Consider the following 15,249-nt stretch of genomic DNA (forward strand, 5'->3'; position numbering starts at 1 on the left):
CTAGGCTGGAGCTATGCGCAGAGCAAAGATCGTTTGCACCATCGGACCCGTCACCGCATCCCCGGAGCAGCTCCAGGATCTGGTCGACGCCGGGATGGACGTCGCCCGGATCAACCGGAGCCACGGCGAGGCCGACGAGCACGAGGCGGTTTACCACAACGTCCGTGCGGCAGCGAAGGCCTCGGGCCGTTCCGTCGCCGTCCTCGTCGACCTCCAAGGACCGAAGATCCGCCTCGGGCGGTTCGCGAATGACGAGAAGCAGTGGCTGAACGTCGGCGACACCTTCACCATCACCACCGAGGACGTCGTCGGGACCAAGGAGCTGTGCTCCACGACCCACAAGGGCCTGCCCAACGACGCTCGCGTCGGCGACCCCATCCTCATCGACGACGGCCGGGTGCTCGTGCGCATCACCGCCGTCGAGGGCCCGCGCGTCGTCACCCGCGTCGAGGTCGGTGGACCCGTCTCCAACAACAAGGGCCTCAACCTGCCCGGTGTCGCCGTCTCCGTGCCGGCGATGTCCGACAAGGACGAGTCCGACCTCCGCTGGGCCGTGCGCCTCGGCGCCGACATCATCGCCCTGTCCTTCGTGCGCAGCGCCGATGACTACGCGGACGTCCGCCGCATCATGGAGGAGGAGGGCCGTGTCCTCCCCGTCATCGCGAAGATCGAGAAGCCGCAGGCGGTCGAGAACCTCGTCGAGATCATCGATGCGTTCGACGGCATCATGGTGGCCCGTGGTGACCTCGGCGTCGAGCTGCCGCTCGAGCAGGTGCCCCTCGTGCAGAAGCGTGCCGTCGAGCTCGCTCGCCGGGCCGCGAAGCCCGTCATCGTCGCGACCCAGGTCCTCGAGTCGATGATCACGGCGCCGCGTCCTACGCGCGCCGAGGCGTCCGACTGCGCCAACGCCGTGCTCGACGGTGCGGACGCGGTCATGCTCTCGGGTGAGACGAGCGTCGGCGACTACCCGCTCGAGGCCGTCCGCACGATGGCGCGCATCATCGAGAGCACCGAGGAGCACGGCCGCGAGCGCATCGCGCCCCTCGGCTCGACGCCGCACACCCGCGGTGGAGCGATCACCCGCGCCGCTGCGGAGATCGGTGAGATCCTCGGCGTCAAGTACCTCGTGACGTTCACGCAGTCCGGTGACTCCGCCCGTCGCATGTCCCGCCTGCGTTCCGCACTCCCGCTGCTGGCGTTCACGCCGAGCGCCGCGGTCCGCAACGTCCTGTCCCTCACGTGGGGCGCGCAGACGTACGAGGTGCCCTCGGTCGAGAGCACGGACGCGATGGTCCGCCAGGTCGACGTCACGCTCCGTGCCAACGGTCTCGCCGAGAACGGTGACCTCGTGGTCGTCGTCTCCGGTGCTCCGGTCGGCGTCTCGGGCACGACGAACTCGATCCTCGTGCACCGCATCGGCGAAGAGGTCTGACCCTCTCGTCACCGCATGACGACACCCCCTGTCCCGTCCGGGACAGGGGGTGTCGTCGTTCCCAGGCTCGTGCCGCCCGCAGACGGATCGGCAGGTCCGCGTATCAGAGAGCGCTGAGCGCCACTCCCTCGACGAGCCCCACGACCCCGACGCAGAACCCGTAGGTCGCGTAGAGGGTCACGGGCACGGCGAAGGCCCATTCCCGTCGGGACCCTGTGTTCCCGAGGAGTGGTAGCGCGAGGCACCCGTTGCTGCGCCAGACGTCGTTGAGGACGGGTGTGCGGCGCCACCACCGCGGAGGCTTCGGTGTCCACGGCCACAGGAGCGGTACCCCACCGGTCGTGAGCATGTCACCCACGATGTGCACGGCGACACCGATGCCGACCGCGACCGGCAGCCACTCCCACTCGTGAGGGGCATGGATCGTCACGAGCGCCGAGACGCTCAGCGCGATGAGCCACGACCGCACCCATGAGCTGCCGTCGGTGAGGTGCAGCACGCGTGCCGCGTAGGCCACGAGGAGCAACGAGAGCACTCCTGCGCCGAGCGCCACCCGCCCGTAGGTCGCGGTCTCCAGGCCGACGAGGCCCGCAAGGGTCGCGAGACCGACAGCGGCCGCCACGGCCAGCACGCCGTGGGTTCCCCGTCGGTGACCGCCGGAGATGTGCGCGACGGCCCGCGTGACAACCTTCGACAAGGGCGGCAACGACGTCGCGATGGTCCCTGAGTGGTGGTCGGCGTCGGGCAGCATCGCGGCGCCGGCGCAGACGACGGACCCGACGAGCAGACCCGAGGCCGACACCGGGTACCACCCGAGCATGAGCGGACCCGTCCCGGCGACGGCCACCCACGCCGCTGATCCCGTCACGGCATGGTGCGCGCCCATCATCGTCTGCTGACCTCTCGTCGGTGCGTGCGAAGGCCCGACGGGCGTTCGGCGTCCCGGCGCGGGCGGCCGGACAGCACGCCGACGCGCCCCTGACCTGCTCCGGGACTGCGAGGAGGCACGCTACCTCCAGGTGCCGACACTGCCCTCCGTCGGACGGACCCGGGTAGCGTGACCGGGGTCAACACTGACCACGACGACCGGACGGAGAGGCCGAGGTGGACCTCACGACTGCTGCTGACGAGCTGTACGGTGCGCCGTTGGCCGGGTTCGTCGCGGCTCGCACGCGGCTGGAGAAGCAGGCCCGAGCGGACGGTGACCCTGAGGTCGCCGCGCAGGTCCGAGGGTTGCGCAAGCCGTCTCAGGCCGCGTGGGCCCTCAACCAGATCGTCCGGCAGCAGCCAGACCTGCTCGACGACGTGCGTCGCCTCGGGACGGAGCTCCGCGCCGCGCAGGAGGCGGGGGACAGTGCGGCGCTGCGCCGGGCGACCGCGCGCCGGCACGAGGTCTATGCGGCGTTCCGTCGCAGGGCGGAGGAGCTCGTGGTGGCCGACGGACGGCGGTTCGGCGCCGCTGTGGCGCTGGCACTCGAGAGCACGCTGGGGGCTGCGCTGGCCGATCCGGGCGCGTCGGATGCCGTGTGCTCGGGTCGGCTCGTCGTCGACCTCGAGAACGTCGGGTGGGGTCCCGTCGACCTCGACGGAGCGCTGGCTGCGCCCGGTGTCTCGTTGGCAGGAGCGCAGCGGACCGCACCTCGGGTGTCCGGCGAACGGCAGGTGGGCCAGGGCACCCGACGACGGGGGGCGACCGGTGGATCCACGGCCGAGGAGCGTGCCACTCAGCGCCGGGAGGAGGCGCGTCGGACGGCAGCACGCAGGGAGGCCGCGGCCGTGCTGGCCCGAGCGGAGAAGGTCGCCGGCGGCGCCAGGTCCGAGCTCGAGCGTGCGGAGGAGAGGCTCGACGCGGCCGACAGCGAACGACGGCGTCTGGGTGAGCGTACGGCCGAGCTCCGCGAGGAGCTCCGCCGGGTCGAGATGAGCGCGGAACGGGCGACCACCGACGCGCGCACGGCGCGTGAGATGCGCGACGCGGCCGCTCGGAAGGTCGAGCGTGCCGACGCGCAGGTGCGTCGTGCACGAGACGAGGCGGGCACCCTCACAGGCCGCGCGCAGGACGTGGACCGCGCGTAGCGTGCAGGGAGGTGAGTACGCCCGACCGACGAGCCCCGGAGCGACCATGGGTACCCGCAGGCACCATGACGTCGTCATCATCGGCGGCGGCAACGCCGGCTTGTCCCTGGCCGGGCGACTTGTGCGGGACGGAGCCAAGGACGTCGCCGTGATCGAACCCGCGCAGGTCCACCAGTACCGGCCCATGCTCTCGTACGTGGCGGGCGGGGAGGCGACGCTCGAGGAGCTCCGGCGCCCGCAGGCGCGTGTCACGCCCGCTGGGGTGCGCTGGTATCCCGACGTGGTGGTCGCGCTCGACCCGGAGCGGTCGGTCGTGCAGCTCGCCGGTGGAGACGAGATCGAGTATGTCGACCTCGCTGTGTGCCCGGGATCTGAGGTCGACTGGGACGCGTGGCCGGGTGCGGAAGCCGCCGTGGCGACACCGCACGCAGCCACGAGCTATCTCCCCGACTCGGCCGTCGACACCTGGACGATGCTCGCGGCGCTCCGTCGTGGGCGCGCGGTGTTCGCCGTGTCGGACCAGCACGTGCCGTGCGCGCCCGTCGCTCTCAAACCCCTGTTCATGGCGCTCGAGCACTGGCGACGCGAGGGGGTGCGGGATTCCATCGAGGTCGAGCTCGTCGTCGAGGCGGACCGGCTGGTCGACCACGCCCGTGCCGACCGGATCCTCCGGTCTCAGGCTGCTGAGCAAGGCGTGCGGGTCCGGCTCGGCGTGACCGTGCGTTCCATCGCGCCGGCCTCCAGGAGCCTGGAGATCGAGGAGCTGTCCGGTCCCGCGAGTGGCGGGGACGGGAGCACCCGGAGCACACTCGCGTACGACGCGCTGTACCTGGCGCCACCGCACCGCGCGCCCGCATGGGTCGCGGCCAGCGGCTTGGCGACCACACGCCGCGGTGGCTTCTTCCGGGTCGACCCACGCACGCTGCAGAGCCCGGCGTACCCGAGGGTGTGGGGGCTGGGTGACGTCGCGGAGCTCGACGCCATGCCGTCCGGGGGAGCGCTCCGCAAGCAGGTGCCTGTCGTCGCGCGGAACATCGCAGCGCGACGGACCGGCGTGCCGATGCGCGCGTACGACGGGTACTCCATCGCCCCTGTCACCACGGCTCGTCGTCGCCTGCTCCTCGCCGAGTTCGACCGGGACGGGCGGCCCCAACCCTCGGTGCCGTTCCTGGACCTCGTGAGGCCGCGCCTGAGCACCTGGGTGCTCGACCGGTTCGTCGAGCCGCAGGTGTACTTCCGGCGGCTGCTGCAGGGCAAGGTGTCCTGAGGCGCGCCTCTCAATCGTCTGAGTGGCGTCCGGGCTCAGTCAGTGGCGCAGCGTCGTCGAGGCCGACGTACTCGAAGTGCCACGGCTCGAACTTCGCCGTCTTGGCCCACCGCGGGTTCACCCACCCGTACTCGGCGCCGTGCTCGTGCAACCACGCCTGCATCCGACCAGAGACATCGATCGCGAGACCGAAGCCGTGCTGGCTGGTCCCCGGGGCCGCCGCCAGGCCCGGCTTGCTCGCGGCGACGGCGACCTGGCCCTGGAGGGACCGGTACGAGTCAGAGATCGACGAGACCGGCATGCCGGCAGCGCGCGCGTCCTCGAGCGCGAGGTCCGCGTCGCAGCGCAGCAGGTGCTCGGGCGCGAAGGACAGCTCGCAGAGGGCATCCTCGGGGATCGTGCCGTTGGGGTAGGTCGCCGCGACCTTCGCCTGCCTCGTCGCGATCTCCAGGGGCGTCGGTGCCGGCGGGGGAGGCGGGGGCGGCGGGGGAGCGGGCGTGACCGCGAGGTCCGTGACCTCGATGCTCCACGGCGCGTCGGGAGCGGCGGTGACCGGCGAGCCGGCGGAGGGCGGTGGCAGGTCGTCGCGGTGCAGGCCGACGCTCGGCGTTGTCGCAAGCACGGAGAAGACGGCAGCTGACGACATGCCCGCGATGATCCGTGAAGTGATGCGCATCGTGTCGTGGGGCCCTTTCGGAGCGCGCGGCGCACTGGTGACCGGACGTGGGGTCAACGCTGACTCGGCACTCCTGCGTGCCTCTCGGCGGGCGGACCCGTCCGCGAGCACGTGCGACATCCCCTGTAGCAGCCTGAGCCGTGAAACCCCACTCCGCCACTCGAGCGCCGAGGACGACATGAGACGGTCAGCGGGCGCGGATCACCGTGCGCGTGAGCTCGTCCGTGCGTCGTCGTCCAGACCGACGTACTCGAAGTGCCACGGCTCGAACTTCGCCGTCTTCGCCCAGTCGGGGTTGACCCACCCGTACTCGGTCCCGTGCTCGTGGAGCCACGCCTGCATCGGGCCGGAGACGTCGATCGCCAGGCCGAGGCCGTGCTTGCTCGTCCCGGGCACCGCGGCGAGCGTGGGCTTGCTCTCGGCGATGGACACCTGGCCCTCGAGGGACCGGTAGGAGTCGGACATCGACGAGACGGGCATCCCTGCCGCGCGAGCGTTCTCCAGGGCCAGGTCAGCGTCGCAGCGCAAGAGCTGTCCGCGCGCGAAGGACAGCTCGCACAGGGCGTCCTCGGGGATCGTGCCGTTGGGGTACGTGGCGGCGACCTTGGCGCGGGCGGTGGCGATCTGCTCCGGCGTCTGGCGACGCACCGGCTGCGGCGGGGGAGGCGCGGGAGTGACGGCGAGCGTGGTCACCTCGATGCTCCACAGGGCGTCGGGAGCCACCGTGACTGCACGGCTCGCACGCGGACCAGTCTCGTCCTGGGAGGCGAGCGGCTCAGCAGACGCAGGCACCGTCGACAGCACCGCGAGGGCAGTGGCCAACGAGAGGCTCGTCATGATCCGTGCGGCGGTGCTCATGGTGCGGTGGGTCCTTCCGGACGGTGCGGCGCGGGTCCAGGCGTGTGCAACCCCTGCGGGGGTCATGGCGGGCCGTGCGTGACCGTGGTCTCCCGTCTCTCCCCGGACCACTATCGGCGCGGAGCGAGAGAACTGAACCCTTGCGGCGACGTTCACCCGCCCTCTCACCACTGCGCGTGGCCGTGCGGCGCATCGGCGAGGCCTCGGTCGGCACGCCATCGCTGATGACGGGGCCGTGCGAGGGGCACCGCGCTGCACCCGCTGCTGACCAGCGTCGTGAGTAGACCTCGCCTGCGTAGTTGCCGGCGATGCATCCGAGATGAAGGAGATGCGCGCGATGTAAGCCCGTGACCGGAAGGTTCACGTCGCGAAGGAGCTGACATCTATCGACATGGAGTGCCCCGGGTGGGATTCGAACCCACACTGGATCGGGTTTGAGCCGAACGCCTCTGCCGGTTGGGCTACCGGGGCCGGTCGCGCCGCAACGAGTGCCCGACAATGAAACCACATCGTCGCCGTCGGGTACGCACGGCATGTGGACAGCACGGGACAAGGCGCCCCCGGTACGCACTACGATGTGCGGTGTGACCGACAACGACGCGCCCGAAGGCAAGATCCCGCTCGACCTCCCGCCGCTCCTCGAGCCGGTCGAGGTCGCCGTGGACGCTGAAGCACAGGCGCCGCCCGCGGCAGCGCGGCGGGCGCGTCGAGCCGTGGTCGCTGAGGACGAGGCCCTCATCCGGATGGACGTCGTCGAGACGCTCCGCGAGGCCGGCTACGACGTCGTCGGGGAGGCCGGTGACGGGGAGACCGCGGTCCGCCTCGCGATGGAGCTCAAGCCTGATGTCGTCATCATGGACGTGAAGATGCCGGAGCTCGACGGTATCTCCGCAGCCGAGCGGATCGGCAAGGCGCACGTGGCGCCCGTCGTGCTGCTCACGGCGTTCTCGCAGACCGAGCTCGTCGAGCGCGCCCGCGACGCGGGTGCCATGGCGTACGTCGTCAAGCCGTTCAGCCCGGCTGATCTGCTGCCGGCGGTCGAGATCGCGATCTCTCGCTACTCGCAGATCAGCGCGCTCGAGGCCGAGGTCGCGGACCTGGCGGAACGGTTCGAGACCCGCAAGCGGGTGGACAGGGCGAAGGGTCTGCTCATGACGAAGATGGGTCTGAGCGAGCCGGACTCGTTCCGGTGGATCCAGAAGACCTCGATGGATCGACGCCTGACGATGCGTGAGGTGGCCGACGCGGTCATCGAGCAGGTCGGCGGAGCCTGACCGAAGCCCTCCGTGCACACTGGTTGACCTCGCTGCCCTCGGGGAGGAACCTGGGAAGAAGCGGAAGGCCCGAACGCACCACGACGAAAGGGATCTGAGATGCGAGCGTTGGTCGACGTACGGCCCGCCGTGGCTGCCGATCTCCCTGCGGTCGCCCGGCTGTGCACCGCCGCACGCCGCGAGTCGGCGACGGGCATCCAGCTGTGCGTGAGCGACGAGGAGCGGCTGGTCCGCCAGCTCGCCGCGCTGACGAGCGTTCCGGGCGGCAAGGTGCTCGTCGCCCTCCACGAGGAGGAGCCGGTCGGGTTCCTCTTGCTGCGCGTCCTCGACCCCAACGTCTTCAACGACGAGCCGTCGGTGTACATCGAGGCCATCTACGTCTCGCAGGACTTCCGGCGCCGTGGCGCAGGCCATGCGCTGCTCACCGCAGCCGGCGACCTGGCGGCGTCGATCGGCGCGCCGGACGTCTACTCGGTGCCCCTGCCCGGCTCGCGTGGCATGCAGCGGTTCCTCGCGCGGCTCGGGTTCGCGCCCGCTGCCGGTCACCGCGTCGTGGCCACCTCGGTGCTGCAGCGCAAGCTCGCGCTCGACACCGCAGGCTCGCGCCGACAGGTGCGCGGGATCGAGGATCTCATCGCCCGCCGGCGCAAGGCCCGCATCGAGACGCACAGCGGACCCGTCGACCTGCGGAGCTTCCAGGCAGGACTCGCCGGTGCTCAGGGGCAGGACACGTCGTCCGACTCCGGCAACGCTCCGCTATCCAGGGGTCAGCACCAGACAGGTTAGGCGTGCGGTACACACACGTCGCCCGGCCTCGTCCTCGATGACGATCTCGTAGCTCGCGGTCGTGCGGCCCCGGTGCAGCGCCGACGCTGTGCCGGTCACCACGCCCGCGGTCGCGGCGCGGTGATGTGTGGCGCTCACCTCGATCCCGACGGCGTTGCGGCCCGGTCCCGCGTGCAGCTGTGCCGCGAAGGAACCGAGCGTCTCGGCGAGGACGACGCTCGCGCCGCCGTGCAGGAGGCCCGCCGGCTGCGTGTTGCCCTCGACGGGCATCGTTCCCACGACGCGCGACGCCGTGGCCTCGAGGAGCTCGATGCCCATCCGTTCGATGAGGGTGCCGCGGGCGGACTCGGTGAGGGCGTCGGTTCTGTCGATGTCAGCCATGGGGGATAGGTTTGCAGGTGTGACGGACATCGCGCGACCCAGGCTCCTGCTGATCGACGGCCACTCGATGGCCTTCCGGGCGTTCTTCGCGCTCCCCGTGGACAAGTTCTCCACGACGAGCGGTCAACCGACCAACGCCGTGCACGGGTTCATCTCGATGCTGGCGAACCTCATCCGCGACGAGGCCCCGACCCACGTGGGCGTCGCGTTCGACGCCGGCAGCACCACCTTCCGGACCGAGCAGTTCCCGCAGTACAAGGGCACCCGGGACGCCACGCCCGAGCCCTTCCGGGGACAGGTGCCGCTCATCAAGGAAGTTCTCGAGTCGATGCGGATCCCGCACCTCGAGAAGGACATGTTCGAGGCTGACGACATCCTCGCCACGCTCACGACCCAGGCGGCGCGCCTCGGCATGGAGGTGCTCGTCTGCTCCGGTGACCGCGACACGTTGCAGTTCGTCACCGACGACGTCACCGTCCTCTACCCCGTCAAGGGCGTCTCCGACCTCGCACGGATGACCCCAGAGGCCGTGCGGACGAAGTACGGCGTGGAGGCACGTCAGTACCCGGAGCTCGCGGCGCTCGTCGGGGAGTCCAGCGACAACCTCCCCGGCGTGCCGGGCGTCGGGCCGAAGACGGCGGCCAAGTGGATCAACCAGTTCGGGTCGCTCGACGAGATCCTCGAGCGCTCCTCGGAGATCTCCGGCAAGGCCGGCGAGTCGCTGCGCGCGCACCTCGACCAGGTGCGGCTCAACCGCCAGCTCAACCACCTCCTCACCGACATCGAGCTCCCCTTCGGGCCGGACGACCTGCGCGCGCAGCCGTGGGACCGTGAGGCCATGCACCGCGTCTTCGACGCGCTCCAGTTCCGGACGCTCCGGGAGCGGTTGTTCGCGATGCTCCCGGCGCAGGACGCCAGCACGGAGGGTGAGGCGGAACCGGCCCCCGAGGTCGTCCTGCTCGACGTCGCGCCGGGTGGGCTGCGGGACTGGCTGGCCGAGGTGCCCGCGGAAGGCGTCGGGCTCGAGGTGGCGGGCCGCTCGACCCCCGGCGCGGGCGACGCGTGGTCGGTCGCCGTCGCAGATCCCCGGCGCGGCGCGGTCGTCCTCGACCTCGCAGATCTCGCCCCGGAGGACGACGCGGCGCTGGGGGACTGGCTGGCCGACGCCGCCGCGTCCAAGGTGGTCCACGGGGGCAAGGCGGCGTGGCACGCACTCGCTGCTCGCGGGTACGACCTGCGTGGCGTCGTGTTCGACACCGAGCTGGCGTCGTACCTGTGCCACCCCGACCAGCGCACCTACGACCTGGGAGAGCTGGTCGTCCGCCACCTGCACCGTGAGCTCCGGGTGAGCGAACCGGGTCCCGGCGCGCAGGGAGCCTTCGACCTCAGCGAAGGCGGACAGGGCGAGGCGGAGCGCCTCGCCGTCCGTGCGGCTGCGCTCACCGACCTGGCCGAGGTGCTGGCCGGGGACCTGCGCGACAGGGACGCGACGTCGCTGCTCACCGACCTCGAGCTGCCGCTGTCGGAGGTGCTCGCCCACGCCGAGGCACGCGGCATCGCCGTCGACAGCGACTATCTCCGCGAGCTCGAGCAGCACTTCAGCGACGGCGTGGCCGAGGCCGCGCGCCAGGCGTACGAGGTCATCGGCCGCGAGGTGAACCTCGGTTCACCCAAGCAGCTGCAGGAGGTCCTCTTCGACCAGCTGGGGATGCCCAAGACGAAGAAGATCAAGACGGGCTACACGACGGACGCCGCTGCGCTCGCCGATCTCTTCGCCAAGACCTCGCACCCGTTCCTCGAGCACCTGCTCGCGCACCGGGACGTCATGCGGCTGCGGCAGACCGTGGAGGGACTGCTGAAGTCCGTCGCGGACGACGGTCGCATCCACACGAGCTTCCAGCAGACGATCGCGGCGACCGGGCGGTTGAGCTCGACGGAGCCGAACCTGCAGAACATTCCCATCCGCACCGAAGCAGGGCGACGGGTCCGCAAGGCCTTCGTCGTCGGGGAGGGGTACGAGACCCTCCTCACCGCCGACTACAGCCAGATCGAGATGCGGATCATGGCGCACCTGTCCGGCGACGAGGGCCTCATCGAGGCGTTCCGATCGGGTGAGGACCTGCACAACTACGTCGCCTCACGGGTGTTCGGCGTGCCGACCGACGAGGTGACGAGCGCGATGCGCTCGAAGATCAAGGCGATGTCCTACGGGTTGGCCTACGGCTTGTCCTCGTTCGGCCTGTCGAAGCAGCTCGACATCGCGGTCGGCGAGGCCGCGGCGCTCATGGACGACTACTTCTCCCGGTTCGGTGGCGTGCGCACGTACCTCACGGGAGTCGTCGACGAGGCACGCGCGACGGGCTACACGGCGACGATCATGGGTCGTCGCCGGTATCTCCCCGACCTCACGAGCGACAACCGGCAGCGCCGGGAGATGGCCGAACGCATGGCGCTCAACGCGCCCATCCAAGGGAGCGCCGCGGACATCATCAAGGTCGCGATGCTCGGCGTCGACCGCGAGCTGCGCGCCCAGGGTCTGCGCTCACGGATGCTGCTCCAGGTGCACGACGAGCTCGTGCTCGAGGTGGCGCCGGGCGAGCGTACGCAGGTCGAGGCCCTCGTCCGGGAGCAGATGGGCTCCGCGGCGCAGCTGTCCGTCCCGCTGGACGTCTCGGTCGGGGTGGGTGCGAGCTGGCACGACGCCGGGCACTGAACCGACACCGGGCGCTGAACTGACGCCGGGCGCTGAACTGACGCGGCGTGCTGATCCTCAGCGCGCCCCCGGAAGGTGGGCGACGAAGATCGCCGTGCCCGGCAGTCGCTCTCCGCGGGTGCGGCTCCAGCCGCCCCACACGCCGTCGTGGTCGGCGGGCCACTCGGGCTCGACGAGGTCGGCGAGGACGAATCCCGCCCCGGCCACGTCCCGCACGTGGTCCCCGATCGTCCGGTGGTACTCGACGTAGGTCACGGCACCGCGCTCGTCGCGCTCCGCGTAGGGGCGCCTGTCGAAGTACGACCGGGTGGCAGTGAGCCCGCGCTCGGTGGGGTCGTCCGGGAAGGCCCACCGCACCGGGTGCGACACGGAGAACACCCACCGACCACCGGGGCGCAGCACGCGCGCGACCTCGGTGTGGATCGCCGCAGCGTCGGACACGAAGGGGATCGCCCCGTACGCGGTGAAGGCGACGTCGAAGCTGTCGTCCGCGAAGGGCAGGCGCCGTGCGTCCGCCTGGACGACGGGGACGTGCGTCCCGTGCGCCGCGTCGAGGTCCTGGCTCGCCCGGAGCATCCCGCCGGAGACGTCCGTCGAGACGACGTTCACGCCGCGCCCTGCGAGCCACCGGCCGCACTGTGCCGCCCCCGAACCGATCTCGAGGATGGTCTTCCCCACGAGCTCGTCCCGCGGACCGAGCAGGTGCGCGTCCGCCTCCCGGAGCCCCTCGGGGCACCAGCAGAAGTCGTCCGCACCGAGGAAGTCGCCGTGCTCGTCGAGGTAGTCGGCGGCGTTGTCGTCCCACCAGGCCCTCCCGACGGTCCTCGCGTCGGGGTCGGGGACGTCCTGGTAGCCGACACGCGGCGCACGAGTGCTCACGGGGACAAGTCTGCGCCATGCGGTTCTCCACGCCCTGACCGGGACCTATGCCGTACAGAGCCCGCCCGGGAATGGGTAGGGTTGAGTGTGGTCGTCCTGGTCCGGCCAGCACACTGCCCGACCAGTCATGTCGTCTGAGGGAGTTCCCATGCGTATCGGTCTGCTCACCGGCGGGGGCGACTGCCCCGGTCTCAACGCCGCGATCCGCGCCGTCGTGAAGCAGGGCCTGGGGGAGTACGGGCACACGATCATCGGATTCCGCAATGGGTGGAAGGGCGTCGTCGACGGCGACGTCCACACGCTCAACCGCGAGAACATCCGCAACGTCCTGCCGCAGGGTGGCACGCTCCTCGGTACGGCCCGCTACCACCCGCACTCCGCGGACGGCGGGATGGACGCGGTCATGGCGACGCTCGAGGCCGAGCGGATCGAGGCCCTCATCTGCATCGGTGGTGACGGGACGCTCAACGCGGCGAGCAAGGTCGCGGAGCAGGGCATCAAGATCGTCGCGATCCCCAAGACGATCGACAACGACGTCGCAGGCACGGACCTGTCGATCGGGTTCCACACCGCGGTGAACATCGCCACCGAGGCGATCGACCGGATCCACACGACGGCGGAGAGCCACAACCGCGTCATGGTCGTCGAGGTCATGGGACGCCACGCCGGATGGATCGCCGTGAACTCCGGCATCGCCGGCGGCGCCGAGATCGTGCTCGCTCCTGAGGAGCCGTTCGACATGGACCGCATCGTGAAGTTCCTCAAGCACCGCCACCGTGCGCACGCCAACTTCTCCATCGTCGTCGTCGCCGAGGGCGCCCTGCCCAAGGAGGGCAGCTCGATGCAGTACGAGGCGCAGCTGGGCAAGTTCGGGGAGATCATCGCCGGTGCGATCGGTGAGAAGGTCGCCAACGAGATCGCAGCGCGCACGGGCTTCGACACGCGGCTGACGATCCTCGGTCACGTCCAGCGTGGTGGCACGCCCACGCCGACGGACCGGATCCTCGGCAGCCGCTTCGGCGTCGCCGCCGTCGACGCGGTCTCCCGCGGAGAGACGAACGTCATGACCGCCCTGCGCAACGAAGAGGTCGTACTCGTCCCGCTCGAGGAGATCGCTGGCAAGGTCAAGCACGTGCCGCAGGACCTGCTGCGGGTGGCGCGTGTCCTGGCGTGAGTGTCGCGTTGACCGGTGCACGGGGCCGCGACTAGGGTATATGGCGGTGCACTAGGGTCCGGCGCGTCCATTTTTCGTGACGAGACGACCCGACGTGCAGAGCATGAGACGGCGCTGGGTGTCACGTTCGGTCCTCGTCTTGTTGTGAAAAGCCGCAGCTTCATCCCTATCCGTCACTACTTCCTGTCCGCATCGGAGCACCTGACTCAATGACCATCACTACCCCCGCGAAGTCCGCCCCGCAGGTCGCCATCAACGACATCGGTTCTGCAGAGGACTTCCTTGCCGCCATCGACGCCACCATCAAGTACTTCAACGACGGTGACATTGTCGAAGGCATCATCGTCAAGGTCGACCGTGACGAGGTTCTCCTCGACATCGGCTACAAGACCGAAGGCGTCATCCCCTCCCGTGAGCTGTCCATCAAGCACGACGTGGACCCCGGAGAGGTTGTCACCGTCGGTGACGTCGTCGAGGCCCTCGTCCTCCAGAAGGAGGACAAGGAAGGTCGTCTGATCCTGTCCAAGAAGCGCGCACAGTACGAGCGCGCCTGGGGCACGATCGAGAAGATCAAGGAAGAGGACGGTGTCGTCACCGGTACCGTCATCGAGGTCGTCAAGGGTGGGCTCATCCTCGACATCGGTCTCCGTGGCTTCCTGCCCGCCTCGCTCGTCGAGATGCGTCGCGTCCGCGACCTCCAGCCGTACGTCGGCAAGGAGATCGAGGCCAAGATCATCGAGCTCGACAAGAACCGCAACAACGTGGTCCTGTCGCGCCGTGCCTGGCTCGAGCAGACGCAGTCCGAGGTTCGTTCGACCTTCCTGCAGACGCTGCAGAAGGGCCAGGTGCGCCCCGGTGTCGTCTCCTCCATCGTCAACTTCGGTGCGTTCGTGGACCTCGGCGGCGTCGACGGTCTCGTGCACGTCTCCGAGCTGTCCTGGAAGCACATCGACCACCCGGGTGAGGTTGTCGAGGTCGGCCAGGAGGTCACCGTCGAGGTTCTCGACGTCGACTTCGACCGCGAGCGTGTCTCGCTGTCGCTCAAGGCGACGCAGGAAGACCCGTGGCAGACCTTCGCCCGGACGCACGCCATCGGTCAGGTCGTGCCCGGTAAGGTCACCAAGCTCGTTCCGTTCGGTGCGTTCGTGCGCGTCGAGGACGGCATCGAGGGCCTCGTGCACATCTCGGAGCTCGCTGTCCGTCACGTCGAGCTGCCCGAGCAGGTCGCGAACGTGGGCGACGACGTCTTCGTCAAGGTCATCGACATCGACCTCGAGCGTCGCCGGATCTCGCTGTCGCTCAAGCAGGCGAACGAGGGTGTCGACCCCGAGAGCGACGACTTCGACCCCGCTCTGTACGGCATGGCGGCCGAGTACGACGCCCAGGGCAACTACAAGTACCCCGAGGGCTTCGACCCGGAGACGAACGAGTGGCTCGAGGGCTTCGAGGCGCAGCGTGAGGTCTGGGAGGCGGCGTACGCCAAGGCGCACGAGCGCTGGGAGGCGCACCGCAAGCAGGTCGCCGAGGCCGTCCGCGCGGACGCCGAGGCTGCTGACGCGCCCGACAGCGACACAGGTTCTGTGTCGGGTTCGTCGAGCTCCTACTCCTCGGCTCCGGCCGCGGAGCCCACGTCCGGTGGCACGCTCGCCTCGGACGAGGCGCTCGCCGCACTGCGTGAGAAGCTCACGGGCAACTGATCGACCGCGGGTCACGATCCCGCGCGCATGACGAAC

General features: G+C 70.2%; 13 protein-coding genes and 1 tRNA gene. 8 read left to right on the top strand and 6 right to left on the bottom strand.

The window, feature by feature from the left end:
- Positions 1-13: 13 nt before the first annotated feature.
- Positions 14-1,432 carry a pyruvate kinase gene (pyk, locus tag AC2AXK_RS05540; protein WP_484344361.1) on the top strand — a complete coding sequence of 473 codons (1,419 nt, stop codon included), beginning with the start codon at positions 14-16 and terminating at the stop codon, positions 1,430-1,432.
- Between the two features lie 103 nt (positions 1,433-1,535).
- Here the strand turns inward: pyk and AC2AXK_RS05545 are convergent, their stop codons facing one another.
- Positions 1,536-2,321, bottom strand: a complete 786-nt coding sequence (locus AC2AXK_RS05545) for a metal-dependent hydrolase (RefSeq protein WP_484344362.1) — start codon at positions 2,319-2,321, stop codon at positions 1,536-1,538.
- A gap of 215 nt (positions 2,322-2,536) precedes the next feature.
- Between AC2AXK_RS05545 and AC2AXK_RS05550 the strand changes: the two genes are divergently transcribed.
- Entirely contained in the window at positions 2,537-3,508 is a 972-nt protein-coding gene (locus AC2AXK_RS05550; protein ID WP_484344363.1) for a hypothetical protein, read from the top strand.
- A 46-nt stretch (positions 3,509-3,554) separates the two neighbouring features.
- Positions 3,555-4,775, top strand: coding sequence for an NAD(P)/FAD-dependent oxidoreductase (locus AC2AXK_RS05555; protein WP_484344364.1), 1,221 nt, complete (start codon positions 3,555-3,557; stop codon positions 4,773-4,775).
- 10 nt (positions 4,776-4,785) lie between these two features.
- Here the strand turns inward: AC2AXK_RS05555 and AC2AXK_RS05560 are convergent, their stop codons facing one another.
- From AC2AXK_RS05560 to AC2AXK_RS05570, 3 genes are all read right to left on the bottom strand, one after another.
- Entirely contained in the window at positions 4,786-5,421 is a 636-nt protein-coding gene (locus AC2AXK_RS05560) for a M15 family metallopeptidase (protein WP_484344365.1), read from the bottom strand.
- A gap of 231 nt (positions 5,422-5,652) precedes the next feature.
- Positions 5,653-6,309, bottom strand: a complete 657-nt coding sequence (locus tag AC2AXK_RS05565) for a M15 family metallopeptidase (protein ID WP_484344366.1) — start codon at positions 6,307-6,309, stop codon at positions 5,653-5,655.
- Between the two features lie 397 nt (positions 6,310-6,706).
- Positions 6,707-6,780: transfer RNA gene (locus AC2AXK_RS05570), tRNA-Leu, on the bottom strand.
- 104 nt (positions 6,781-6,884) lie between these two features.
- Between AC2AXK_RS05570 and AC2AXK_RS05575 the strand changes: the two genes are divergently transcribed.
- Both AC2AXK_RS05575 and AC2AXK_RS05580 read left to right on the top strand, forming a co-directional pair.
- Complete coding sequence (locus tag AC2AXK_RS05575; protein ID WP_484344367.1) at positions 6,885-7,583, top strand: ANTAR domain-containing response regulator; 699 nt, start codon at positions 6,885-6,887, stop codon at positions 7,581-7,583.
- 99 nt (positions 7,584-7,682) lie between these two features.
- Positions 7,683-8,369 (top strand): N-acetyltransferase family protein, encoded by a 687-nt coding sequence (locus tag AC2AXK_RS05580; RefSeq protein ID WP_484344368.1) that lies wholly within the window; start codon positions 7,683-7,685, stop codon positions 8,367-8,369.
- Here AC2AXK_RS05580 and AC2AXK_RS05585 read toward each other — a convergent pair.
- Complete coding sequence (locus tag AC2AXK_RS05585) at positions 8,340-8,750, bottom strand: hotdog fold thioesterase (RefSeq protein WP_484344369.1); 411 nt, start codon at positions 8,748-8,750, stop codon at positions 8,340-8,342. The two genes, AC2AXK_RS05580 and AC2AXK_RS05585, sit on opposite strands and share 30 nt — an antisense overlap.
- On the opposite strand from AC2AXK_RS05585, the gene polA reads away from it, so the two are divergent.
- Positions 8,749-11,463: a DNA polymerase I gene (gene polA / locus AC2AXK_RS05590; protein ID WP_484344370.1), complete on the top strand. Its 2,715-nt coding sequence runs from the start codon at positions 8,749-8,751 to the stop codon at positions 11,461-11,463. The two genes, AC2AXK_RS05585 and polA, sit on opposite strands and share 2 nt — an antisense overlap.
- Before the next feature lie 57 nt (positions 11,464-11,520).
- Here the strand turns inward: polA and AC2AXK_RS05595 are convergent, their stop codons facing one another.
- Entirely contained in the window at positions 11,521-12,342 is an 822-nt protein-coding gene (locus AC2AXK_RS05595) for a class I SAM-dependent methyltransferase (protein WP_484344371.1), read from the bottom strand.
- Positions 12,343-12,490: 148 nt separating this feature from the next.
- On the opposite strand from AC2AXK_RS05595, the gene AC2AXK_RS05600 reads away from it, so the two are divergent.
- Both AC2AXK_RS05600 and rpsA read left to right on the top strand, forming a co-directional pair.
- Positions 12,491-13,516, top strand: a complete 1,026-nt coding sequence (locus AC2AXK_RS05600) for a 6-phosphofructokinase (protein WP_484344372.1) — start codon at positions 12,491-12,493, stop codon at positions 13,514-13,516.
- A 209-nt stretch (positions 13,517-13,725) separates the two neighbouring features.
- On the top strand, positions 13,726-15,213 hold the full coding sequence (gene rpsA / locus AC2AXK_RS05605; RefSeq protein ID WP_484344373.1) for a 30S ribosomal protein S1: 1,488 nt from the start codon (positions 13,726-13,728) through the stop codon (positions 15,211-15,213).
- The last annotated feature ends 36 nt before the right edge of the window (positions 15,214-15,249 follow it).

Source organism: Sanguibacter sp. Z6_81 (assembly GCF_057180625.1).